Origin of the sequence: Hamadaea sp. NPDC051192, assembly GCF_040682475.1 — a bacterium.
Taxonomy (GTDB): domain Bacteria; phylum Actinomycetota; class Actinomycetes; order Mycobacteriales; family Micromonosporaceae; genus Hamadaea; species Hamadaea flava.
Window position 1 is genome coordinate 1 of record NZ_JBFBAZ010000097.1, and the last position, 21,380, is coordinate 21,380.

Below are 21,380 nucleotides of genomic sequence, written 5' to 3' on the forward strand. Positions count from 1 at the left end.
ATCAGGGTTCTAGGTCGAATCATGGAGAAAGATTCGACACGGAACCCTGATCCAGCGCCCATCAAGTCCAGCGCCCAAGCGGGCGGGCGAGCGGGCGAGCGAGCGTCAGCGCGCCCACGGTAGTGGCACGGCGTCGGGGTTGCCCGGCAACGTGGCCACCCCGCCGACCGCCATGCAGACCAGGATGTCGGTGGCTTCGTCGCCGGAGGTGACCTGCCGGTCCACGCCGGGCGGCAGGATCACGGTCTCCCCCGCCGCGACGTGGCCGGTGACACCGCCGGAGTCGATGCTGAGCGAGCCGGCCAGCACCGTCCAGAGCTGTTCGCGGTCGATGGAGTGCAGTGGCCCGGTCGTGCCGGGCGCCATGCGTACGCGCCAGTTGCACAGCTCGGTGCTGCCTTGGCTCGGCGCCGCGAGGGCGGTCGTGACGGCGGCAGGGGTGGTGATGACGCGGTCTTCGGTGGCGCTGACGATTCTCATGCTCTTCTCCCCGAGGTGGTGAGTCAAGTTGCTTTACTCGCTGATTTGAGTAAAGCAACTTGACTCGACTGTGTCAACATGGACGGGTGAGGACCGATCCGCTCGCCGACGCCGAGCTGACCTACCTGATGGGGCTGGGCTTCCAGCTCGTGCTGGGCGAGTTCGTCCGCCGCATGGACGCCGCCGGGCACCGTGATCTGCGTCCCGTCCACGGCGCGGTGTTCCAGGCGCTCAAGGGGCCGGGCGCGACCGGGACCGAGTTGGCCGAGCGCCTCGGGGTGACGAAACAGGCCGCCGGGCAGCTCGTCGACGACCTGGAGGCACGCGGCTACGTACGCCGGGAGCCGCATCCGGCCGGTGGCCGCCGCAAGCTCGTCGTCCTCACCGAACAGGCCGAAGCGCATCTCCGGGCGGCGGGCCGGGTGCTGCACGGGCTGGAGGCCGAACTCGAGGCGAGCCTCGGCGCGGCGGAGCTGACCCAGTTGCGTACCGCGCTCGCCCGGCTGATCCGCGAGATGACCGGCGACACGCTGCCCGCGCTGCGCCCGCAGTGGTGACCCTCCCAGCAGGTGACCGGTGACCAGGGCGGCTCGGGTACTTTCGAGATCATGACGAGCACGCGCGCCGCGACGACGGCCACCTACGCCGCCTTCATCGGCTCGGGCTTCGCCTTCGCCAGCTGGGCCGCGCGTATTCCGCAGGTCCGCGACCAGCTGGAGCTCGAACCCGCGACGCTCGGCCTGGTGCTGCTCGCCATCGCGGCCGGCTCGCTGCTCGCCCTGCCCCTGTCCGGTCCGGTCGTCACACGGTTCGGCTCGGCCAAGACCGTGGCCGCGATGGCCTTGCTGCTGGCCCTCGCGCTGACGGTGGTCGCGCTCGGCGCGCTCGTGGGCGTCTTCCCGGTCGTCGTCGGCCTCGCCATGCTCGGATTCGCCAACGGCGCGTGGGACGTCGCGATGAACGTGCAGGGCACCGTCGTGGAACGGCGGCTCGGCCGCTCGATCATGTCGCGCTTCCACGCGGGATTCAGCCTGGGCACGGTGGCCGGCGCGCTGCTGGGCACGCTCATGATCGCCTTGAACGTGCCGGTCACCGCGCATCTGCTCGGTGTCGCGGTGGTCATCGCCGTCAGCATCCCTTGGTACGCACAACGCTTCCTCGACGACCGGGCGGAGACTCCGGAGGAGCCCGGCGACGGCACCGTCAAGCCGGGCGCCCTGACCGCCTGGCGGGAGCCGCGTACGCTGCTCGTCGGGGTGTTCACGCTGGCCTTCGCCTTCGCCGAGGGCACCGGCAACGACTGGATCAGCGTCGCCGCGATCGACGGCCACCACGTCTCCCCCGCCCTGGGCACGCTGGCGTTCGCGGCCTTCCTCACCGCGATGACGATCGGCCGATGGTTCGGCCCCGGGCTGCTCGACCGCTTCGGACGCGTACCGGTCGTGCGGGTGCTGTGCGCGATCGGGGTCGGCGGGGTGCTGCTGTTCATCTTCGCCCCGAACCCGGCGTACGCGTTCGCCGGAACCCTGCTCTGGGGCGTGGGCGTCTGCCTGGGCTTCCCCGTCGGGATGAGCGCCGGTGGCGACGACCCGCATCGGGCAGCAGCACGAGTCAGCGTCATCGCGTCCATCGGCTATTGCGCGTTCCTCGCCGGGCCGCCGCTGATCGGATTCCTCGGCGAGCACCTCACCGTGCTGCGCGCGTTGATCGTGGTGGCGGTGATGCTGGGCCTGGCCGCGCTGGTGGCCGACAGCGTACGCCCGCTGCCGCGCACGCCCGAGGTCGAGCAGGTGGACCGCAGAAAAGCCGGCGCGCAGGAACAGTGAGGCTTGTTAGCCTCGCCCGGTGACCGACCTCCCCATCTTCCAGTTCGCCTTCCCCGGCCCGCTGCGGGACCTGCTCGTCGCCGCCGTCCTCGACGGGACGAAGACGTCGACCTCCGCACTGTTGCAGGACTACGAGATCGACGGCGATCCGCTGCCGGTCGCGGGCACCCGGCACGCCGTGGTCGACTCCGACGAGCGCCCGGTGGCGGTGATCGAGCTGGTCGAGGTGCGGGTGGCACGAGTCGGTGACGTCGACCTCGACTTCGCGCGCGACGAAGGCGAGGGATACACGTCGGTCGCCGAGTGGCGGGCCGGGCACGAGGACTACTGGCACGGCGCGGACTATCGGGGCTGGCTGGGCGACCCGGAGTTCACGGTGAACGACGACACGATGGCGGTCTTGGAGCGGTTCCGCGTGGTCGAGCGGCTCTAAGCCTTACGTTTCCCGAACCTCCCGCCGCTGCGCGACGACGTTTCGCTCGGTACCGTCTGGCCATGGAAGATCGGAAGCTGGCCGCGCACTTGTTGCGCCGGGCGACCTTCGGCCCCACCGCGGCCGAGGTGGACGCCGCGGCGGCCCGCGACTACGGCGACGTGGTCCGGGAGCTGGTCCGGCCGACGGTCGCCGAATCGGCCGCACCCCTGCCGGCGTACGCCGAGGATCCGCTGCTCGGGCCGATCCCCGGCAAGCGCACGCGGGAACAGCGGGCGGCCGCCCAGCAGCGCGCGCGGGCGTTGCTCGGCGAGCTGACCCGAGCCTGGGTGACTCGGATGGTCACTGCCGACCACCGGCTGGCCGAGAAGCTGGTCTTCTTCTGGCACGGGCATTGGGCCACGAGCGCGCAGAAGGTCGTGTCGGCCCGGCTGATGCGGGCGCAGCTGGAGAAGTTCCGCGCGTTCGGCGCCGGCGACTTCGAACTGCTCGCCCGGCAGATGCTGCGGGACGGAGCCCTCGTCTACTGGCTCGACGGGCAGCGCAACACGGCCAAGGCGCCCAACGAGAACCTGGCCCGGGAACTGATGGAGCTGTTCACGCTCGGCGTGGGCGCGTACACCGAGGACGATGTGAAGGCCGGGGCGAAGGCGCTCACCGGATGGACCCTCGACCGAGCCCGGGGCGCCGCCGTCTTCGATCCGCGCCGCCACGCCATGGGCCGGACGACCATCCTCGGTCAGACCGCGGCCCATGACGGCGACTCGTTCGTCCGCGTACTGGTGGAACAACGCGCTCATCCGACCTTCCTGGCGAACCGGCTCTGGCTGCGCTTCGGGTCCGGCGAGCCGATGCCCTCGTCCACCCGGGACAGCCTGGTGACGGCGTATGGGCGTGGCCACGACGTCAGCGCCCTGCTCACGGCGTTGTTCACCGACGACGCGTTCACTGCCAGCGCTGGGCACCTCGTCAAGTCGCCGGTCGAATGGGCGGTCGGCGCGTACCGTCAGCTCGGCGTACCCACGGCGGAGAAGACGCTGGCCACGACGCTCAACGCGACCCGCGCCATGGGCCAGCTGCCGCTGCGGCCGCCCAGCGTCGGCGGCTGGCCCGCCGGAGCGGCCTGGCTGACGACCTCCTCGCTTCAGGCGCGGATGCGGTGCGCGGCCGCGATCGCCACGGCCGTCCCGGATTCCACCCTGGACACACTCCGGAGCGGTGCCGCCGCGACGAAGGTCGACGCGGTGGGCCGGCTTCTGGCGGTCGACGAGTGGACCGGCCGCACCCGCAAGGCGCTGCTCGACGCCGCCAAGAAACCACAGCGCCTGATCACGCTCGCCCTGATCAGCCCCGAGTACGCGGTCAGCTGAGGAAGGATCTCGGATGGACACCGTCACCAGACGCAAGTTCCTGATCGCCTCCGGCGTCGTCGGCGGCACCGCGCTGGCCGCCGGAGCCGGCGTCTACACGATCGCCGACATCCTCGCGACCGCCGACGATCCGGCCGCCGCCTCGGCCGCCGACCGCACTCTGGTGCTCGTGACGCTCTACGGCGGCAACGACGGGCTGGCCACGGTCATCCCGTACGCCGACGGCGCGTACCACGACGCTCGCGGCGAGATGGCGTACGAGGCGTCGAAAGTGCTGCACCTCGACGCGCACACCGGTCTGAACCCGGCGATGACGGGGCTGAAGGCGGCGTACGACCGCAAGCAACTGGCGATCGTGCGTGGTGTCGGTTATCCCAAGCCGGACCGCAGCCATTTCCGGTCGATGGACATCTGGCAGACCGCGAATCCGGTCCAACCCGGAACCACCGGCTGGCTCGGCCGCTGGCTGGACCGGGCCGGACGCGACCCGCGGACGGCCATCTCGCTGGAGCCGGTGCTGCCGCCGATCCTGGCCGGGGCGAGCTGCGCCGGGGCCGCGGTGCCGCTGGGCAGCGTCACGGTGCCCAAGAGCATCACCGACGCCGACCTGCGCGCCCTCGGGAGCAGCTCGTCCGGCGAACCGGCGCTCCAGGCGCGGGCGGCCGCCTGCTTCGGCGACCTGGCCAGCGTCGACAAACTGCTCACCGACGCGCTCGCCGAGGACGACGACAACGACGGCGACCACGACACCGAGCCCGCGACCGGCACCGGCGGCGCGGTGTCGACGCTGAAGGCCCAGCTCGACCTCGTCGCGACCTGCGTCGAGGCGGGCGTCCTGACCCGGGTGTTCTCGGTGTCGATGGGCGGGTTCGACTTCCACGCCGGGGAGAAGACCGGGCAGGAGACCCAGCTCAAGACGGTCGACACCGCCGTCGCCGGGTTCCTGGAGCGGATGGGCCGCACCGAGAACGGCCGCAAGGTCGTGGTCATGGTCTACTCGGAGTTCGGGCGGCGCGTACGCGCGAACGCCTCGGACGGCACCGACCACGGCACGGCGTCGAACATCCTGATCGCCGGGGCGTCCGTCGCGGGCGGGCGGCTCATCGGCGACCAGCCGAGCCTGACCGATCTCGACCACGGCGACCTGAAATTCCACACCGACTTCCGCGACGTGTACGCCGCCGTGCTCGCCGACGTCCTCGGGGCCGATCCCGATCCGATCCTCGACGGCTGGGACGGCCGGCTCCCCGGCCTGCTGACCTGACCCCGCTCCGTCGGCGGTGGCCGAGTCAGCCGACGTTCTCCCGATTCCGACACGCCGCGGGCGACTGCCTCGGTGGCGCCCGGCGCGGCGGCGTACGCGGCCGCCTCGTTCGCGTTGAGGCGAAACTCTCGCAGGAGGCCGTAGGCGACCTCGACGGCACCGATCACCCCGGCGCTCGGCAGCAGAACGGCGAGTCGAGTAGAGGACGTGCGGCTTCGCCGGTTCCGTGCTCGACGAGATCTCCGTCAGGTGAAGCGAGTCTCCATCAGGTGAAGCGAGATATTCGTCCGGCGGGGCCGATGAGTTTCGTGCGGCCGGGTCGTCTTAGGGGTGTAGTCCTCAGTTTTCGAAGGAGTCAACAATGACCGCGATCTCGAACAACACCGTCAAGACCAGCACCGTCGAGGCGCCCGGCGCCGTCATCACCTACGACGTGCGCCTGGCTGACGGCACGACCGAGCCCGCCCTGCTGATGGTCGGCTCGCCGATGGACGCGTCCGGTTTCGGCGAGCTGGCCGCCCGGTTCCCCGACCGCACGGTGGTCACCTACGACCCGCGCGGCGCCGGGCGCAGCACCAAGGAGGAGCCGGCCTCGAAGTCCACCCCCGACCAGCACGCCGACGACCTGCGCCGGGTGATCGAGGCGGTCGGCGGGCCGGTCGACGTCTTCGCCAGCAGCGGCGGCGCGATCAACATGCTGGCGCTGGTCGCTCAGTACCCCGGCCTGGTGCGTACGCTCGTCGCGCACGAGCCGCCGGCGATGCGGAACCTGCCCGACGCCGAGGTGGCGCTGGCCGCCGCGAAGCGGCTCGACGCCGTGTACACCGAGCACGGCTTCGGCGCGGGGATGGCGATGTTCATCGCGCTGACCAGCCACCGGGGCGAATACCCGGCGGAGTTCGCGACGATGCCGGCCCCGGACCCGGCCGCGTTCGGGCTGCCCACCGAGGACGACGGCCGCCGCGACGACGTGCTGATCGGTCAGAACCTGCTGAGCTGCACGCACTACGAGCACGACTTCGACACGCTGAAGGCGTCCAGCACCCGGATCGTCATCGGCGTCGGCGCGGAGTCCGTGGGCGAGATGGCCCACCGGGGCGGCGAGGCGATCGCGGCACGGCTCGGTGTCGAGCCGGTCACCTTCCCGAGCCACCACGGCGGCTTCCTCGGGGAGAACCCGTGGATGAAGGGCGACCCCGACGGCTTCGCCGCCACGCTGCGCTCGGTGCTGTAGGGCGCTACCCTTCCTCGCCCAGGTGGCGGTGGACGAAGGTCCGCCAGTGCTCCACCGCCCCGGGCGGGGAAGCGCCATGCCCGCCCGCGTACGCGATGAGCTGCTTGCCCGGGGCCGCCAGGGCGTCGAAGAGGGCCAGTTGCCCGTCGCGCGGGAAGATCTCGTCGTCCCACTGGACGTGGAACAGCACCGGGGCGGTGATCGCCCGCGCCTCCCGGACCGCACGCTCGGGCGTGGCCAGCCCGGCCGGCATCGCGGGGTGCTGCCGCAGGCCGAACTTGCCGAGGACCGCGCACTGCAGCCGGTCGCCGAGCGCGGCCGCCAGCGGCAGGCCGAACCGCGTGCCGAGGGAGACGCCGAGGTAGCCGACCCGGGCGAAGCCGAGGTGCCGAACCACCGCCAGCCAGTCCGCCGTCATCCGGTCGAGCACGTCATCGATGCCGTCGGCGACCATCCGGGCCTGGTATTCCGGAGCCGGGACCGGCGCGGGCACCCGCTCGCCGTGATACGGCCCGTCGATGGCGGCTGCGGCGAGGCCGTTCGCGGCGAACCAGGTCGCCAGTTCGACGATGCGAGGGCTGCGCTTGTCGCCGCTGCCACCGTGGCCGAGCAGGACCAGACCGCCGGCCCCCGGCGGAAGCCAGGCGACACCGGGAATCGGACCGGTCGCTCCACTGATCCGGAAGGACCGCTCGGCGACCCCCATCAGCGCTGGTCGTACCAGGCGAGCACGCGCGTGGCCCGCAGCGTGTTCCACCGGCTCGGCCGGCCGTCGCCGTCCTCCAGCTCGAAGTAGACCTTTCCGGGCAACTTGTTCTCCAGCAGCCAGGTCCCGTCCGGCTGCTGCTTGGACCGCACGAGGTCGACGGCCTCGGCCAGCCGGGGATCGGGCCGGCCGCCCACGGCACTGAAATACTCCAGCCCACGCAGCACGTCGTACTGCCAGCGAAGCGGGAAAGACAACTGCAGCCATCTCGGGTCGACGATCTCGCCGGTACTCCTGCGGCGGAGCAGGGAGCGTTCCAGCAGATACTCCTCGCCCCGGCGGCGCGCCTCGCGTACTTCGGGCGGTCCGCCCATCGCCCGTTCGTACGCGAACAGCCCCTCCAGCACGTTGATCGTCGAAGCGAACGAGGACCGGACCGAGCCCGTCTCCTCGGCGTAGCAGTTCCAGCCGCCGTCCCCGAGCTGGTCGGCCAGCAGTCGGGTGACGATCCCGTCGACGTTCTGTCCGAAGTAGACGCCGATGGCCAGGGTCCGGCCGTTGATGCAGCAGTCGACCTCACCGGTGAAGAACGGGAGGTCGTCGTAGTCCCAGCGGCACTTCTCGCGCACCAGCTCGACGGCCCGGCGTACCCGCGCATCAGCCGGATCGACGCCGAAGTACACCAGCAGTTGCAGCGTGGGCAACGTCGGTGTCCACGGTTGTGCCTCGTCGTCGCGATGGTCGGCGGCCCACCAGCCGGCCGGGAAGCAGGCGCCGCCGTCCCACTGGCCGTCGTCGCCCTGCGCCGCGAGCAGCCGCGCGCCCCAGCCCTCGTCGGCGATCCGCCGACGCTCGGCCGCGATGTCGTCCGGGGGCGCGTCGGTCAGGTCGCGTTGCACCTGCCAGCGTAGGGCTGGATCGGAGTCCAGAAGCCAGTCGAGGACGGCCATCGGGCGAGTGTAACCGCGAAATACCGTTGCGGCCGCAACTGCGAAATGCGGTTGCGGCCGGTGATACACCAGGGGCATGGCATTCACCATTCGACCGGCCGGCCCGGGCGACGAGCCGGCCTTCGTCGCCATCCAGCGTGACCTGTACGCGTACGCCGTCGTTCACGAGGAGGCCTTCCGCCATCACTGGGCGACGGAACCGGCCCGAGCACACCCGCTGCGCCTGGTCGCCGAGGAGGACGGCCGGGTCGCCGGAGTCGGCCGAGCCGGATTGTCGATCTCGAGTTCCCTGCCGGGCGCGAGCCAGCTCGGTCTCCTCGTGCGACCGGACTACCGGGGGCGCGGCCTCGGCGGCGAGCTGTTCGACCGGCTCATGGCCCATCTCGGGGGCGTTGGCGGCACCCGGATCGAGGGCTGGGGCGACGGCGACGAGGCGACCGTTCGGTTCCTCGAGACGCGGGGCTTCACGCAGCGGCACGAGCTGCGGTACTCGCACCTGAACCTCGAAGGGCCGCTGCCGGCGGCGCCGGCCGCCGGGGAGCAGGTACAGGCGGTGTCGTTCGCCGAGACCACACCCGAGGAGGTCTTCGCGGTCGACTCGGAGGCGGTGCTGGACGAGCCCGGCGACACGCCCTCCGACGCGATGGACTTCGCCGAGTGGCGGTCGACGATCTGGGACGCGCCCGACACCGACAAGGCAGCGAGCGTCCTGGTGTACGCCGACGGGCAGCCGGCCGCGTACACGCTGGTGGAGACCGACCTCGATCGGCGCATGTGGTCGGGCGGAACCGGGACCCGGCGGGCGTTCCGAGGCCGTGGCCTGGCCAAGTACGCCAAATCGGTGGCGCTGCGCCGGGCGGCCGAGCGCGGCATCACCGACGCGTTCACCACCAACGACGAGGAGAACGGCCCGATGCTCGCGATCAACGAGTGGCTCGGCTACCGGCCCTGTGGCACACAGTTCTCCTATCTGCGCGCCTGACCTGTGATTGGCCGACCCCGAAATGGGGAAAACTCGGCGCGGCACCCCTCGGGCAGAACTCTGTCGCAGCACACTGGACAGACGACAGCGAACGGATGGGCGGCCGATGCGCCAAATCGAATACCGCGTACTCCCCGACGGCGAATGCTGGCAGGTCCGCCGGGACGGCGAGATGGTGTCGCGGCACGAGACCCGGGCGGACGCGGTGGCGGCGGGCCGCCTGGCCGCCCGTGGGGAGAAGCCGAGTCGCCTGCACATCCAGGACGCGCCGCCGCCGGGCAGGCCGCGGAGCTGAGTCTCGCCTCCGTGCGGGAGGCAGGTCACAGAACAGGCATGTCACAAAAGCGTGGGCTACCTCGTCTCCGTGCGGAAGGATCATGAGGCGACGGAAGGCCAGTGACATGCGGATCGAGCAGCAGCCATGACGACCACGGAACGCGGCTCCGGCCAAGATCGGGCGGCGGAGTTCGAACAACTGAGGTCGCTGCTGTTCGCGATCGCGTACCGGATTCTCGGCAGCGTCAGTGAGGCCGAGGACGCCGTGCAGGAGACCTGGCTGCGGTACGAAGGCTCGGCGACCCGGCCGAAGTCGGTCAAGGCGTTCCTGTCGGCCGTCGTCACCCGGATCGCGATCGACGTGCTGCGGTCGGCCCGCGTACGCCGCGAGCAGTATGTCGGGCCGTGGTTCCCCGAGCCGCTGGTCGACGACCCGTACGAGGACCCGGAGCGGGCGGCGGAACTTGCCGACTCCGTGTCGATGGCGGCCTTGCTGCTCCTGGAGCGGCTGAGCCCGCTCGAACGGGCGGTGTTCGTCCTGCGGGAGGTGTTCGGCTTCGGCTTCGCCGAGGTGTCCGCGGCGGTCGGGCGGCCCGAGGCGGCCTGCCGCCAGCTCGCCGTCCGCGCCCGCCGCCACATGGACGAGGGCCGGCCCCGGTTCGAGGCCGACCGCCGGGAGCGCGAGGAGCTGGCCGGGCGGTTCTTCGACGCCTTCCGCGAGGGTGACGTCGCCGGGCTCATGGAGCTGCTCGCCGCGGACGTGCACATGGTCGGCGACGGCGGTGGCAAGGCGCCGCAGTTCGGCACCGGCGCGTTCGGCGCGGCCAACGTGGCCGCGCTGCTGGCCTTCGTCGTGCCGAGGTTCGCCGAGATCGGCGGCACGGTGGAGCCGCACTCGGTGAACGGCCAGCCGGGCGCGATCCTGCGGGCCGGCGACGGCAAGGTGCTCAACATCCTGTCGCTGGACATCCTCGACGGGCGCATCCAGACGATCCGTTCGGTGATCAACCCGGACAAGCTGCGCCACCTCGGCCCGGTCGCCGACGCGTGGGCGGTCGCGGACGCGGCGAACGCGTACCGCCCCGCGCCCGCCGAAGAAGCCGCGCCCGCCGAAGAGGCCCTGCCCAAGCCGGGTGAATGATCAGCGGTCGACCGGGCCGTACCAGGTGTGGCCGGCGCCCGCCTGCAACGCCCAGTAGCGGTCGCCGAACGACCAGTGCCACCACTCGGTCGGATAGTTGATCATTCCGGCGCTGGTGAGCGCCGCGCCGAGGGCCGACCGCGCCCGCTTGGCCGCCTCCGGGACGTCCGGCGCGGCGGTGAAGCAGCGGTCGGCGCTTTCCAGCGGCGTGGCGTTGATCGGTGTGCCGAGGTCCAGTTCGACGCCGTCCTCGGTGCACAGCGTCAGGTCGACGGTGCCGCCGGTGCTGTGCGGGGCGACCTCGGGCGGCGAGATGTACTTGCTCGCCTCGACGTGCAGGCGCGCGCCGTCCCACTCCGGGTACGCGGCCCGCAGTTGCTCGCGATACTCGGCGAAGTACGACGCTTGCAGGGTCAGCGGCCGATAGCCCTCGACGATCAGGAACCGCAGGCCGTCCGGCAACCGCCGTTGCGCCGTCAGCAGCCGGTCGACGACGCCTTCCCGCAGGTGGGCGTACGCCCCGCCGGGGTCGGCGAGCCGGTCGTCGACCCGCAACCCGTCCACGGTACGCACGTCGACCAGCGCTTCGCCGTTGTCGGCGACGGGCAGCTCGGCGATGCGGCGGTCAGACAAGAGAATCACGGGATGCCCCCAATGCGGTACCGATGAGGATGTCGAGCAATTGCGGGAACGGGATTCCGGCGGCGGCCCAGATCTGCGGGAACTGGGAGGCCGCGGTGAAGCCGGGGAACGTGTTGACCTCGTTGACGACCGGCTCCCCGGCCGGCGGGAGGAAGAAGTCGACGCGCAGCAGGCCCCGGCAGTCGAGCGCGCGGAACGCCCGGATCGCCTGGTCCTGGAGCAGCGCTGTGGTGGCGGCGTCGAGCCGCGCGGGGATGTCGAACGTCGCGCCCGCGGCGTACTTGGCCGAGTAGTCGAAGAAGCCGTCGCCGGTGACCCGGATCTCCAGCGGCGGCCCGGCCTCGACCCGGCCGTCCGGGAACTCCAGCACCGCCACGTCGATCTCGCGGCCGCTGATCTCCGGTTCCACCAGGACCTTGTCGTCGCTGGCGAAGGCCAGGTCGATGGCGGTCACCAGGTCCCCGGCCCTGGTGACGCGCGATACGCCGAGGCTGGAACCGGCGCGGGCCGGTTTGACGAACACCGGCAGCCGGAACTCCTCCAGCACCGAGCCACGCCGCAACACCACCCCGGGCGCGACCCGCAGACCGTCGGCGGCCAGCAGTTTCTTGGTGAACTCCTTGTCCATCCCGGCCGCGCTCGCGAGCACGCCGTTGCCGACGTAGGTCACCCCGAGGTGTTCCAGCATCGCCTGGACGGTCCCGTCCTCGCCGTACGGGCCGTGCAGTGCGGGCAGCACGACCGTCTGCGCCGCGAGGACGCCGAGCGCCTGCCCGAACGACGCCGGCACGCCGTCGACGGACCAGCCGCCGTCGCGCCCGATCACGACGTCGGTCACCGCGTATCGGACCGGGTCCAGGTGCGCGATGATGCTGCGCGCCGAGTTCCGGGAGACCTCGTGCTCGCCGCTGCGCCCACCCGACAGCACACCGATGTCGATGCTGCTCATTCCCCCACCCACGTTCGTTCGGCCCGCGCGCCCGCGCCGGTCAGGATTTCGTGCGGGTTCGTGCCCGCCCAGGTCGCCCAGTCGGCGACGGTCGGTTCGCCCACGTCGCCGGGGCCGAACACGGTCACCGGATCGCCGATCGCCACCGGCAGTCCCCCGGCGTCCACGACGCATTGATCCATCGTGATCCGGCCGACGATCGGGCAGCGCTGCCCGGCCAGCCACACGTGCGCGCGGCCCTCCGCGGTGCGGGGCAGGCCGTCGGCGTACCCGACCGGCAGGAGAGCCAGCGTGCTGGGCCGCCGGACGGTGTATTCGTGCCGGTACGAGACGCCCGTCCCGGCCGGCGCCCGTTTGACGTTGATCACACTCGTGGTCAGCGTCATCGCCGGGCGCAGCCCATGACGGCGGCCCGCGACCGGCTCGACACCGTAGAGGGCGAGACCGACTCGGCACAGGTCGAAGTGCGTGTCGGGCCGGGTCAGGGTGGCCGCCGAGTTCGCCACATGCAGCAGCTCCGGGCGCAGGCCCGCGGCGCGAACCGCGGCGACGGCGTCGCGGAACGCCGCCAGCTGCAGGTCGGTCAGCCGGTCCCCGGGCACGTCGGCCGCGGCCAGGTGCGACCAGACGCCGGTCACCGTGAGCCAGCCCTCGGCCGCCAGTTTCGCGGCCCACGCCACCAGGTCCGGCCAGTCGTCCGCGGTCGCGCCGTTGCGCGTCAGTCCCGTGTCGGCTTTCAGGTGTACGCGTACCGGCCGCCCCGCGGCCTCGGCAGCGACGGCGATCCGGCGCAGATGGGCGACCGTGGAAACGCCCAGATCCACCTCGCGGCGAATCAACGGCTCGAAATCGGTCTCGATCGGATGCAGCCAGCTCAGGACTGGAGCTTCGATCCCCGCCTGGCGCAGCCGCAACGCCTCGGCGGCCGAGGTCACCCCGAGCCAGGTCGCCCCGGCGTCCAGAGCCGCCCGCGCCACCGGGACCGCGCCGTGGCCGAAGCCGTCCGCCTTCACGACCGCCATCACCGCGGCTCGCGTACCAGTTGAGACCGCGCGGACGTTGGCCCGCACGGCCGCGAGGTCGACCGCGAGCCGGGCCGTCTGTTCGATCATGGGGGTGAGTTCACCAGGCCGGGTGTGAGCCGGCCGCGAGCGAAAGTCCTCACGCTGGGCTAACACGCCGCTGGCATACTTGCGCGGGTGCGAGTACTGGTGGCCGAGGACGAGCCCATGATGGCCGCGGCGATCGCCGACGGGCTGCGGGACGAGGCGTTCGCGGTCGACGTCGTGCATGACGGCGCGGCGGCGCTGGAGCGGCTCTCGATCAACGACTACGACGTGCTGGTCCTCGACCGTGACCTGCCCAAGGTGCACGGTGACGAGGTGTGCCGGCAGGTCGTGGCGGGCGAAGGCGTGGTCCGGGTGCTGATGCTGACCGCCTCCGGCACGGTGGCCGAGCGGGTGCGGGGACTGTCGCTGGGCGCGGACGACTACCTGCCGAAGCCGTTCGAGTTCGACGAGCTGGTGGCCCGGATCCGGGCGCTGGGCCGGCGCAGCCGCCCGGCGCTGCCGCCCGTGCTGGAGCGCGCCGGGATCCGGCTGGACCCGCACCACCGCGAGACGTATCGCGACGGCCGCTACGTCAGCCTCTCCCGCAAGGAGTTCGCGCTGCTCGAGGAGCTGCTGCGGGCCGACGGCGGGACGGTCTCGGCCGAGACGCTGCTCGAGAAGGTGTGGGACGAGAACGCCGACCCGTTCACCACGATCGTCCGGGTCACGCTGAGTTCGCTGCGCCGCAAGCTCGGCGAGCCGCAGCTGATCGAGACGGTCACCGGCGTGGGATACCGAGTCCGATGAGTTCGCTGTCCCGGGGCAGCCTGCGCCTGCGCCTGACCCTCGCCTTCAGCCTGATCTTCCTGTTCGGCGGGGCGGCGGTGCTGTTCGGCTCGGTGATCCTGGTCCGCAACAGCATGAGCTACGCGCTGAACGGCGCGATCGAGTCGAAGTACGAACGGATCGGCACACGTACCCCCGGCAGCGGCGAACCGCCGGCGGACAAGGAGGCGGTCTACGAACAGCTGGAGGCCGACCAGGTCACCAAGCAGATCATCATCGACAGCATGCAGACCAACCTGCTGCGCAAGGGCGGCGCGACCGTCCTGTGCGTCTGGCTGGTGGCCACGGCGACCGGCTGGTTCCTCGCGGGCCGGGTGCTGCGGCCGCTCAACACCATCACCGCGGCGGCGCAACGCATCGCTGGGCGTACGCTGCATCGCCGGATCGCCTTGGCCCATCCGCCCGGCGAGGTCAAGACGCTGGCCGACTCGTTCGACAGCATGCTCGACCGCATCGACGACGCGTTCTCCGGCCAGGAGCGGTTCATCGCCAACGCCGCGCACGAGCTGAAGACGCCGATCGCGATGAGCCGTACGCTCGTCGAGGTCGCCATGCGCAAACGGACCGCCCCGCCGGAGATCCACGGGCTGGGCGAGAACCTCCTGGAGATCAACCTGCGGCACGAGCGGCTGATCGAGTCGCTGCTGACGCTGGCCAGCGCCGGGCACGCCATCACTCAGCCGCGCCCGGCCGACCTGGCCGACCTGGCGCAGTCGGCGCTCGCCGCCACCGACACCCAGGACGCGATCATCGTCTCGGACCTGCGGCCGGCGCGTACGGTCGGCGACGCGATCCTCCTGGAACAGGTCATCCGCAACCTCGTCGACAACGCCGTCCGCTACAACGTGCCCGGCGGACGGGTCGAGATCCACACCCGGTCCTTCGTCCACGAGGTCCAAGTGATGGTGGTCAACACCGGCCCGATCATCGCCCCGCACGAGGTGCCGGCGCTGTTCGAGCCGTTCCGGCGGCTCACCGACCGGGTCGGGTCCGCCCGCGGCAGCGGCCTCGGACTGTCGATCGTCCGCGCCGTGGCGCAGGCGCACAAGGGAGACGTGAGCGCGACTCCCCGGCCCGGCGGTGGCCTCCAGGTCTGCGTGACGTTGCCGGCTCTCTCCGTCCGCTGAGCCGGTCGGCTGAGCCGGTCAGCGGAGCCGATCAGCGGAGCCGATCAGCGGAGCCGGTGGCTAGGCGTCACGGCGGCGCAGCACGAGGTAGCCGCCGGCCAGCGCGGCCGTCGTCCACCCCAGCAGGATGAGCAGCGCGACGCCCGGCCCGTAGGTGGGGCCGAAGCCGCTCTCCGGTCCGCCGGCGATCCGCATCAACTCCATTCCGGCCTGGTCGGGCAGGTATTGCAGGACCGGGCGCAGTCCGGGCACGTTGCCCAATCCCTGCGAGCCGAGGAACAGCACCGGGATGAGCACGCCCAGCGCGATGGCCGAACTGCGCACCATCGTCGCGACTCCGGTGGCGAACAGGCAGATCAGCGGCAGGTACGCGATCGCACCCAGGAGCGCGGGGACGGTGTCGGGATCGTCGGCGGCGACGGCGTACGGGCCGAGCACGTGCTGCCCCACGACGAACGCGATCAGCACCGACGGTGCCGACACCGCCAGGGAGACGAGCCCGGCCACGGCGGTCTTCGCGGCGTAGAACCGGCCACGCCGGGGGGTCGCGGCGAGGGTCGGCCGGATCGAACCGGACGAGTACTCCGCGCCGATCGCGAGCACTCCGAAGACGACCAGCGCCAGCTGGGCCAGGGTGAGCCCGTAGAGCGCGGTGACGATCGGGTCGAAGTTCTGGACCCGATCGATGTTCGCCCGGAAGTTCGAGGCGATGAACGCGCTCAGCCCGACGGCCAGCCCGGCCGTCGCCAGCAGTGTCCACAGTGTCGAGCGGACGCTGCGTACCTTGATCCATTCGGCGGCGAGCAGGTTCATCGCTGCCCCCGATACTCGACCGCGTCCGCCGTGAGGCGCAGGAACGCGTCCTCCAGCGACGGCGCTCCGGCCACGAAGTCGGCGGTGGCGACGTCGGCCAGCAAGCGGCCGCGGCCGATCACGATGAGGTGGTCGGCGGTCTGCGCGGCCTCGCTCATCAGATGGCTGGAGACGAGCACCGTCCGCCCCTGCGCGGCCAGGTCGCGCAGCAGGTCGCGAATCCATCGCACGCCCTCGGGATCGAGTCCGTTGACCGGCTCGTCCAGGATCAGCACCGCCGGGTCGCCGAGCAGCGCCGCGGCCAGCCCCAGCCGCTGCCCCATGCCCAGGGAGAACTTGCCCGCGCGGCGGCGGGCCGCCGTCGTCAGCCCGGTCAGGTCGATCACCTCTTGTACGCGATGACGCCCGATCCCGTTGCTGCGAGCCAGATAGCGCAGATGATTGAGCGCGGACCGGCCCGGATGGACGGAGCGGCCGTCGAGCAGCGACCCGACCGTGCGCAGGGGCCGGTTCAGGCGCTCGTACCGCTGTCCCGCGACGCGTACCTCGCCCGCGGTCGGGCGGTCCAGGCCCAGCATGAGCCGCATCGTCGTCGACTTCCCCGCGCCGTTCGGGCCGAGGAAGCCGGTCACGACGCCGGGCCGGACGGTGAACGTCAGGTCGTCGACGGCGGTGGTCCGCCCATAGCGTTTGGTCAGGTGAGAGACCTCGATCATGCGAGTCATCGTGGATCGCGGGGACGCCCGGCCGCGTCGGACCGGAGTCGGATCGTGACCTGGCGGCTCTCCCCCCGTGGGCGGAGGCGCGTACGCCCTGGCCGTGGCTATTGTCGACCGGTGCACCCCCCAGCGCAGCCCCGGAGCCGGGCCGTCCGGCTGATCGCCCTCGACGGCGTCGTCGTGCTGGCGTACGTGGTGGTGCTGCTGGCGACCGGCCCGGTCGGCCCCTCGGCGGCCCGCCCGGCGACGGCGGCTCCGTGGGAGCAGTTCGCGCTGGCCGGGGCGGCGTTGGCCCCGCTCGCCGTACGCCGGTTGTGGCCGTTGCCGGTGTATCTGGTGACGCTAGCCGTCGGCGTCGTGGCGGTGCTGCGCGACCAGCTCTGGGATCCGCTGCTGCCCGCCGCGTACGCCCTCTACGCGGTGACCGCCGCGCGGACGCCCCGGTCGTGGTGGGAACGGTGGCTGCCCGGGTTGTCCATCGGGCTGCTGCTCGGAACGGCCGCCCTCGGCGTGGCCCGCGAACCCGGGCAGGACTGGTGGCGGGGCAACGCCGGGCTGCTGGTGCTGGGGTTCCTGGCGTTGCTCGCCGCGGCCGAACTCGGCCGGGCCGCCCAGCAGCGCCGGGCCGACGCCGTACGCACAGCGCAGCGGATCGCCCAGCAGGCGGTCGACGAGGAACGGCTGCGCATCGCCCGGGAACTGCACGACGTAGTGACCCACAGCATGGGCCTGATCGCGGTGAAAGCCGGGGTCGCGAACCACGTCGTCCGCACCCGCCCGGAGGAGGCCCACGAGGCGTTGCGCGTCATCGAGCAGACCAGCCGCAACGCCCTGAACGACATGCGTCGCATGGTCGGCGTACTCAGATCGGACGAACAACCCGCGGATCTCGCGCCCGCGCCCGGACCGGAGGCGCTCGGGGACCTGGCGCGGCGGGCCGGCGCCGAGCTGACCGCGCGGGGGCTCGCGGACCTGCCGGACGGGGTCGGTCTGGCCGTGCACCGGATCGTGCAGGAGGCGCTGACGAACGTCGCCAAGCACGCCGGACCGCGGGCGCGGTGCGTGATCGTCGTCGAGGCCGACGGTGGCGAGGTACGCCTGTCGGTCCTCGACGACGGCACGAACCCCGCCCCGTCGAACGCCGGTGGGCATGGCCTGATCGGCATGCGCGAACGGGTCGCGATGTACGGCGGCACTCTCGCAGCCGGTCCGGAACCCGGCGGTGGATTCGCTGTCCGCGCCACCCTGCGTTACGAGGCGGCCCGATGACGGAGGAGCTCCGGGTGCTGCTCGCCGACGATCAGACGCTGCTCCGCGGAAGCCTGCGGGTGCTCGTCGACGCCGAGCCGGGCATGGTGACGACCGGTGAGGCCGCCGACGGCGAGCAGGCCGTACGCCTCGCACGCAGCCAGCGTCCCGATGTCGTCCTGATGGACGTACGCATGCCCGGTCTGGACGGCATCGAGGCGACCCGGCGCATCTGCGCCGAGCCGGGCAGCACCGTGAAAGTGTTGATGCTGACCATGTTCGACCTCGATCAATACGTGTTCACAGCGTTGCGCGCGGGCGCGAGCGGGTTCCTGCTGAAGGACACTCCCCCGGCCGACCTGCTGACCGCGATCCGCGTGGTCGCCGCCGGGGACGGGCTGCTCGCCCCCGGGGTCACCCGGCGGCTCATCGCCGAGTTCGCCCGCCGTCCCGAACCGACGCCGCGCTCGGTCCTTCCCGGCGTGACCGAGCGCGAACGCGACGTGCTGGAACTGATCGCCCGTGGACTGTCCAATGCGGAGATCGCCGATCGGCTGCACGTCGGCGCGGCGACGGTGAAGACGCACATCGGGCATCTGCTGACCAAGGTCGGCGCACGCGACCGGGCTCAGCTCGTGATCGCGGCGTACGAGAGCGGGTTGGTCGCGCCGGGCGCCTGAGCGTTCCGCCGGCTCGACGTCCTGGCTGAGGATCCCCCATCCGAGGGAGGTCGCTTCCCGCGCGCTGGGGAGTCGTCGGCGTCGAGCCACGACGACGCTGGGCCTCATGACGAAAGCCAAACACATCGCGGCGTACGCGGCCGTGGCCGCCGCTGTGCCGTACCTGGTCCTGAAGATGATATGGCTGTCCGGTGGCACTATCGGCACGAACGCGTCCACTCCGGACGATGCCACCTTTTACGCGATGAACGGTTTCACCGTGCTGATGGACGTGACGGCGGTCGTGCTCGCGCTGGCGTTCACTCGCCCCTGGGGTCGCCGGCTGCCGGCTCCCCTGGTCCTGTTCCCGATGTGGGTGGGCGTCGGGTTCCTCGGAGCCATCGTCCTCGCTCTTCCGGCCGCCGCGGCGTTCAGCGCGCTACGCGGGCTGAACGTGTTCGCCGAAGGTGGCGGCATCGTCGAACCGTGGGTGTACGCCGTGGTCTACGTGGGGTTCGTCAGCCAGGGCGTCGGCCTGTTGACCGCCTTCGTCGGCTACGCCCGCGAACGCTGGCCGCGCCTGCCGGGCGGACCGCTGCCGGCCGAATTGGGGCTGCTCGCCAAGACGATGATCGGCCTGCAGTCCGTCCTCGGGTTGATCTGCCTCTACTGGGGACTTGGCGGCAACGCGGGCCTCCCCGCCGGATCGACCAGCTTCAGCGGCCGGTTCCTGATGGCCATGTTCGGGCTGCTGTCGATGGCCGGCGCGGTCGGATTGCATCGCATGAAGGGCGGCCCGACGTGGACTGCCCTCACGCTGACCTGGCTCGGTTCCGGTGCCGCCTTCGCCTGGGGCCTGTGGCTGACGCTCAACCTGGTGGTCGACTCGCCGCTGGCCGCTGACGGCGGCCCGATGGGCCTGCTCGGTCTGGTTTCCCTGTTGCGGCTGCTCACCGGAACCATCGTCGGGCTGATCGCCGCGGTCCAGCTGGTCCAGCCGAAGCGGTCCGACCTGGTTCCGGCCTAGGTGCGGCGTACGCGGAGCACGCCGGTCAGCATCGGAAGAGTGAACTCCCCGTCGGCGGTCTCGGGCCGCCCGGCCAGGTAGGCCCGGATCTCGCTCAGCCGGGCCGCCCGGTCCGTCTCCGGCATGACCAGCATGCCCGCCCGCGTCCCAAGGGTCGCGACGAGCGAATCGGCGGTACGCCGCTGCCCGTGCGGGAACTCGGCCTGCTCCGGCGAGCCGAACCCGGCGGGCGCGCCGTCCCGGGTCAGGTGCAGCTTCGCCGTCGCCGCCCGCCAGGCGCCGAACGTGTCGCGCGGGCCGATCGCCGCCGGTCCGCTGACCTGTTCGAGCCCGGCGGCCCAGCCGACCCGGTCGTCGATCACGTTCCACAACCCGGCCAGGACTCCACCGGGAGCCAGGACGCGGGCGATCTCCGGCCCGGCGACGGCCATGTCGAACCAGTGCATGGCGTTTCCGGCCACCACCGCGTCGACGGACGCGTCCGGCAGCGGGATCTGCTCGGCGCTCCCCGGCAGCGCCCGTGCGCCGGGCAGTCCGCGTTGCAGCTCGGCCAGCATCTGCGGGTCGGGCTCGACCGCGACGACGTCCACGCCCAGGTCGATCAGCGTGGCGGTCAGCTTGCCCGTGCCCGCGCCGAGGTCGAGCACTCGCGTACCGGGTGCGAGGTCCAGCATCCATCGCAGCGCCGCCTGCGCATAGTCCGGGCGGTGCTCGGCGTACGCGGTCGCCGCCGCGCCGAACGAGGAGCTGTGCAGCTTGCGATCTTCAAGATCCATCGAGCCACTGTAGCCCGCACATTGCGCCGTTTCGGATCACCGATGAGGCCGCCCAGCGAGGGCGACCTCATCGGCAATCGCAGTCCGAGACATCACACCATTTCGGGAACCCGCAGATGGGCCAGCGCCAGCTCGAACTCGGCCACCTCGACGATGTCCGCGCCGGCCTGCTGGGCGACCCGGCTCCGCAGCATCTGGGCCACCTCGCGGGACCGCGCCACCGCTTCCGAGTTCTCGTACACCACGGTCGACACGGCCTGGCCGATGTCACCGTCGATCAGCAGGCTCGCGCTGCAGAAGCCCGGCATGTCGTCGATCATCGGAATCACCGACTTGAACGACTCGACCGCGTTGTCGATGTTCTCCGGTTCGCCCCGCAGCCACGACAGCCGGGCGTACGCGCCGGTCGGGGCCGGTTGGGCGCGGTGCATCACCGGGATGTCCCATTCCTGGACCAGCAGCCCGATGGCTCCCAGCCGGGCGGTCAGCTGACTCCGAATCTGCGAGACGTCCTCCTCGCTCGCCTTCATGGTGGCCAAGGTCTGCCAGGCCGAGGTCGCGATGCAGCGCCCGGAATCCCGCTCGATCAGGCACGACAGGCCAAGGCAGCCGTCGAACTCCATCAGCTCGGGCATGACCTCGTCGCGTACGAGCGCGACAGCCCGGTCGATCGACGACGGATCCGTGATCAGGGTTGTTGAACGTGCGTACACTTCCACTCCCATGCCTCCAGGCGATGTCCGACTGGGCACCACCGATTCGCATTCCGCTTCACCTTCAGCGTCCCCCAGCAGCGGCACGGCCCGAACGGACATCGGCACATCCGGATGTACGCAGACGAACCAGGCCCACCACCTCGCTTT

The 21,380-nt window shown here is 71.5% G+C and carries 23 protein-coding genes and 1 pseudogene; 14 read left to right on the top strand and 10 right to left on the bottom strand.

Annotated features, from left to right (window positions below):
- Window positions 1-105: 105 nt before the first annotated feature.
- On the bottom strand, window positions 106-480 hold the full coding sequence (locus tag AB0M47_RS30205) for a cupin domain-containing protein (protein WP_363420020.1): 375 nt from the start codon (window positions 478-480) through the stop codon (window positions 106-108).
- An 86-nt stretch (window positions 481-566) separates the two neighbouring features.
- On the opposite strand from AB0M47_RS30205, the gene AB0M47_RS30210 reads away from it, so the two are divergent.
- The 6 genes from AB0M47_RS30210 to AB0M47_RS30235 all read left to right on the top strand — a co-directional run bounded on the left by AB0M47_RS30210 (window position 567) and on the right by AB0M47_RS30235 (window position 6,607).
- Window positions 567-1,037: a MarR family transcriptional regulator gene (locus AB0M47_RS30210; protein ID WP_363420022.1), complete on the top strand. Its 471-nt coding sequence runs from the start codon at window positions 567-569 to the stop codon at window positions 1,035-1,037.
- Between the two features lie 51 nt (window positions 1,038-1,088).
- Window positions 1,089-2,306, top strand: a complete 1,218-nt coding sequence (locus tag AB0M47_RS30215; RefSeq protein ID WP_363420024.1) for an MFS transporter — start codon at window positions 1,089-1,091, stop codon at window positions 2,304-2,306.
- 19 nt (window positions 2,307-2,325) lie between these two features.
- On the top strand, window positions 2,326-2,739 hold the full coding sequence (locus AB0M47_RS30220; RefSeq protein ID WP_363420026.1) for an ASCH domain-containing protein: 414 nt from the start codon (window positions 2,326-2,328) through the stop codon (window positions 2,737-2,739).
- Window positions 2,740-2,801: 62 nt separating this feature from the next.
- A complete protein-coding gene (locus tag AB0M47_RS30225; protein WP_363420028.1) occupies window positions 2,802-4,109 on the top strand; it encodes a DUF1800 domain-containing protein in 1,308 nt (435 codons plus the stop codon).
- Between the two features lie 13 nt (window positions 4,110-4,122).
- Window positions 4,123-5,373, top strand: a complete 1,251-nt coding sequence (locus AB0M47_RS30230; RefSeq protein ID WP_363420030.1) for a DUF1501 domain-containing protein — start codon at window positions 4,123-4,125, stop codon at window positions 5,371-5,373.
- A gap of 361 nt (window positions 5,374-5,734) precedes the next feature.
- A complete protein-coding gene (locus AB0M47_RS30235) occupies window positions 5,735-6,607 on the top strand; it encodes an alpha/beta hydrolase (RefSeq protein ID WP_363420032.1) in 873 nt (290 codons plus the stop codon).
- Window positions 6,608-6,611: 4 nt separating this feature from the next.
- Here the strand turns inward: AB0M47_RS30235 and AB0M47_RS30240 are convergent, their stop codons facing one another.
- Together AB0M47_RS30240 and AB0M47_RS30245 are read right to left on the bottom strand one after the other, a co-directional pair.
- Complete coding sequence (locus tag AB0M47_RS30240; protein ID WP_363420034.1) at window positions 6,612-7,313, bottom strand: dienelactone hydrolase family protein; 702 nt, start codon at window positions 7,311-7,313, stop codon at window positions 6,612-6,614.
- A complete protein-coding gene (locus AB0M47_RS30245) occupies window positions 7,313-8,263 on the bottom strand; it encodes a hypothetical protein (protein WP_363420036.1) in 951 nt (316 codons plus the stop codon). Before AB0M47_RS30245 ends, AB0M47_RS30240 begins: the two co-directional genes overlap by 1 nt.
- 76 nt (window positions 8,264-8,339) lie before the next feature.
- Between AB0M47_RS30245 and AB0M47_RS30250 the strand changes: the two genes are divergently transcribed.
- From AB0M47_RS30250 to AB0M47_RS30260, 3 genes are all read left to right on the top strand, one after another.
- A complete protein-coding gene (locus AB0M47_RS30250) occupies window positions 8,340-9,245 on the top strand; it encodes a GNAT family N-acetyltransferase (protein ID WP_363420037.1) in 906 nt (301 codons plus the stop codon).
- 106 nt (window positions 9,246-9,351) lie between these two features.
- Window positions 9,352-9,540 (top strand): DUF2188 domain-containing protein, encoded by a 189-nt coding sequence (locus tag AB0M47_RS30255; RefSeq protein WP_363420039.1) that lies wholly within the window; start codon window positions 9,352-9,354, stop codon window positions 9,538-9,540.
- A 126-nt stretch (window positions 9,541-9,666) separates the two neighbouring features.
- Window positions 9,667-10,662 carry an RNA polymerase sigma-70 factor gene (locus AB0M47_RS30260; protein ID WP_363420041.1) on the top strand — a complete coding sequence of 332 codons (996 nt, stop codon included), beginning with the start codon at window positions 9,667-9,669 and terminating at the stop codon, window positions 10,660-10,662.
- Here the strand turns inward: AB0M47_RS30260 and AB0M47_RS30265 are convergent, their stop codons facing one another.
- The 3 genes from AB0M47_RS30265 to alr are packed head-to-tail and all read right to left on the bottom strand — an operon-like array spanning window position 10,663 to window position 13,365.
- On the bottom strand, window positions 10,663-11,304 hold the full coding sequence (locus tag AB0M47_RS30265) for a M15 family metallopeptidase (RefSeq protein WP_363420043.1): 642 nt from the start codon (window positions 11,302-11,304) through the stop codon (window positions 10,663-10,665). It abuts the gene before it with no gap.
- Entirely contained in the window at window positions 11,288-12,253 is a 966-nt protein-coding gene (locus AB0M47_RS30270; RefSeq protein WP_363420045.1) for a D-alanine--D-alanine ligase family protein, read from the bottom strand. The genes AB0M47_RS30265 and AB0M47_RS30270 overlap by 17 nt, the downstream gene beginning before the upstream one ends.
- Entirely contained in the window at window positions 12,250-13,365 is a 1,116-nt protein-coding gene (alr, locus tag AB0M47_RS30275; RefSeq protein WP_363420047.1) for an alanine racemase, read from the bottom strand. Before alr ends, AB0M47_RS30270 begins: the two co-directional genes overlap by 4 nt.
- 87 nt (window positions 13,366-13,452) lie before the next feature.
- On the opposite strand from alr, the gene AB0M47_RS30280 reads away from it, so the two are divergent.
- On the top strand, window positions 13,453-14,109 hold the full coding sequence (locus AB0M47_RS30280; RefSeq protein ID WP_363420049.1) for a response regulator transcription factor: 657 nt from the start codon (window positions 13,453-13,455) through the stop codon (window positions 14,107-14,109).
- Window positions 14,106-15,275: an ATP-binding protein gene (locus tag AB0M47_RS30285; RefSeq protein WP_363420051.1), complete on the top strand. Its 1,170-nt coding sequence runs from the start codon at window positions 14,106-14,108 to the stop codon at window positions 15,273-15,275. The genes AB0M47_RS30280 and AB0M47_RS30285 overlap by 4 nt, the downstream gene beginning before the upstream one ends.
- Before the next feature lie 60 nt (window positions 15,276-15,335).
- Here AB0M47_RS30285 and AB0M47_RS30290 read toward each other — a convergent pair whose 3' ends face one another.
- Complete coding sequence (locus AB0M47_RS30290) at window positions 15,336-16,088, bottom strand: ABC transporter permease subunit (RefSeq protein WP_363420053.1); 753 nt, start codon at window positions 16,086-16,088, stop codon at window positions 15,336-15,338.
- 71 nt (window positions 16,089-16,159) lie between these two features.
- Window positions 16,160-16,804 (bottom strand): annotated as a pseudogene (locus AB0M47_RS30295) (ATP-binding cassette domain-containing protein); the annotation flags it as partial.
- A 120-nt stretch (window positions 16,805-16,924) separates the two neighbouring features.
- Here AB0M47_RS30295 and AB0M47_RS30300 point away from each other — a divergent pair.
- The 3 genes from AB0M47_RS30300 to AB0M47_RS30310 all read left to right on the top strand — a co-directional run bounded on the left by AB0M47_RS30300 (window position 16,925) and on the right by AB0M47_RS30310 (window position 19,741).
- Complete coding sequence (locus AB0M47_RS30300; RefSeq protein ID WP_363420054.1) at window positions 16,925-18,076, top strand: sensor histidine kinase; 1,152 nt, start codon at window positions 16,925-16,927, stop codon at window positions 18,074-18,076.
- Window positions 18,073-18,735, top strand: coding sequence for a response regulator transcription factor (locus AB0M47_RS30305; protein ID WP_363420056.1), 663 nt, complete (start codon window positions 18,073-18,075; stop codon window positions 18,733-18,735). The genes AB0M47_RS30300 and AB0M47_RS30305 overlap by 4 nt, the downstream gene beginning before the upstream one ends.
- A 106-nt stretch (window positions 18,736-18,841) precedes the next feature.
- Entirely contained in the window at window positions 18,842-19,741 is a 900-nt protein-coding gene (locus tag AB0M47_RS30310) for a hypothetical protein (protein WP_363420058.1), read from the top strand.
- Here the strand turns inward: AB0M47_RS30310 and AB0M47_RS30315 are convergent.
- Entirely contained in the window at window positions 19,738-20,517 is a 780-nt protein-coding gene (locus AB0M47_RS30315; protein ID WP_363420060.1) for a class I SAM-dependent methyltransferase, read from the bottom strand. The two genes, AB0M47_RS30310 and AB0M47_RS30315, sit on opposite strands and share 4 nt — an antisense overlap.
- A gap of 92 nt (window positions 20,518-20,609) precedes the next feature.
- Complete coding sequence (locus AB0M47_RS30320) at window positions 20,610-21,242, bottom strand: hypothetical protein (RefSeq protein ID WP_363420062.1); 633 nt, start codon at window positions 21,240-21,242, stop codon at window positions 20,610-20,612.
- Window positions 21,243-21,380: the final 138 nt, after the last annotated feature.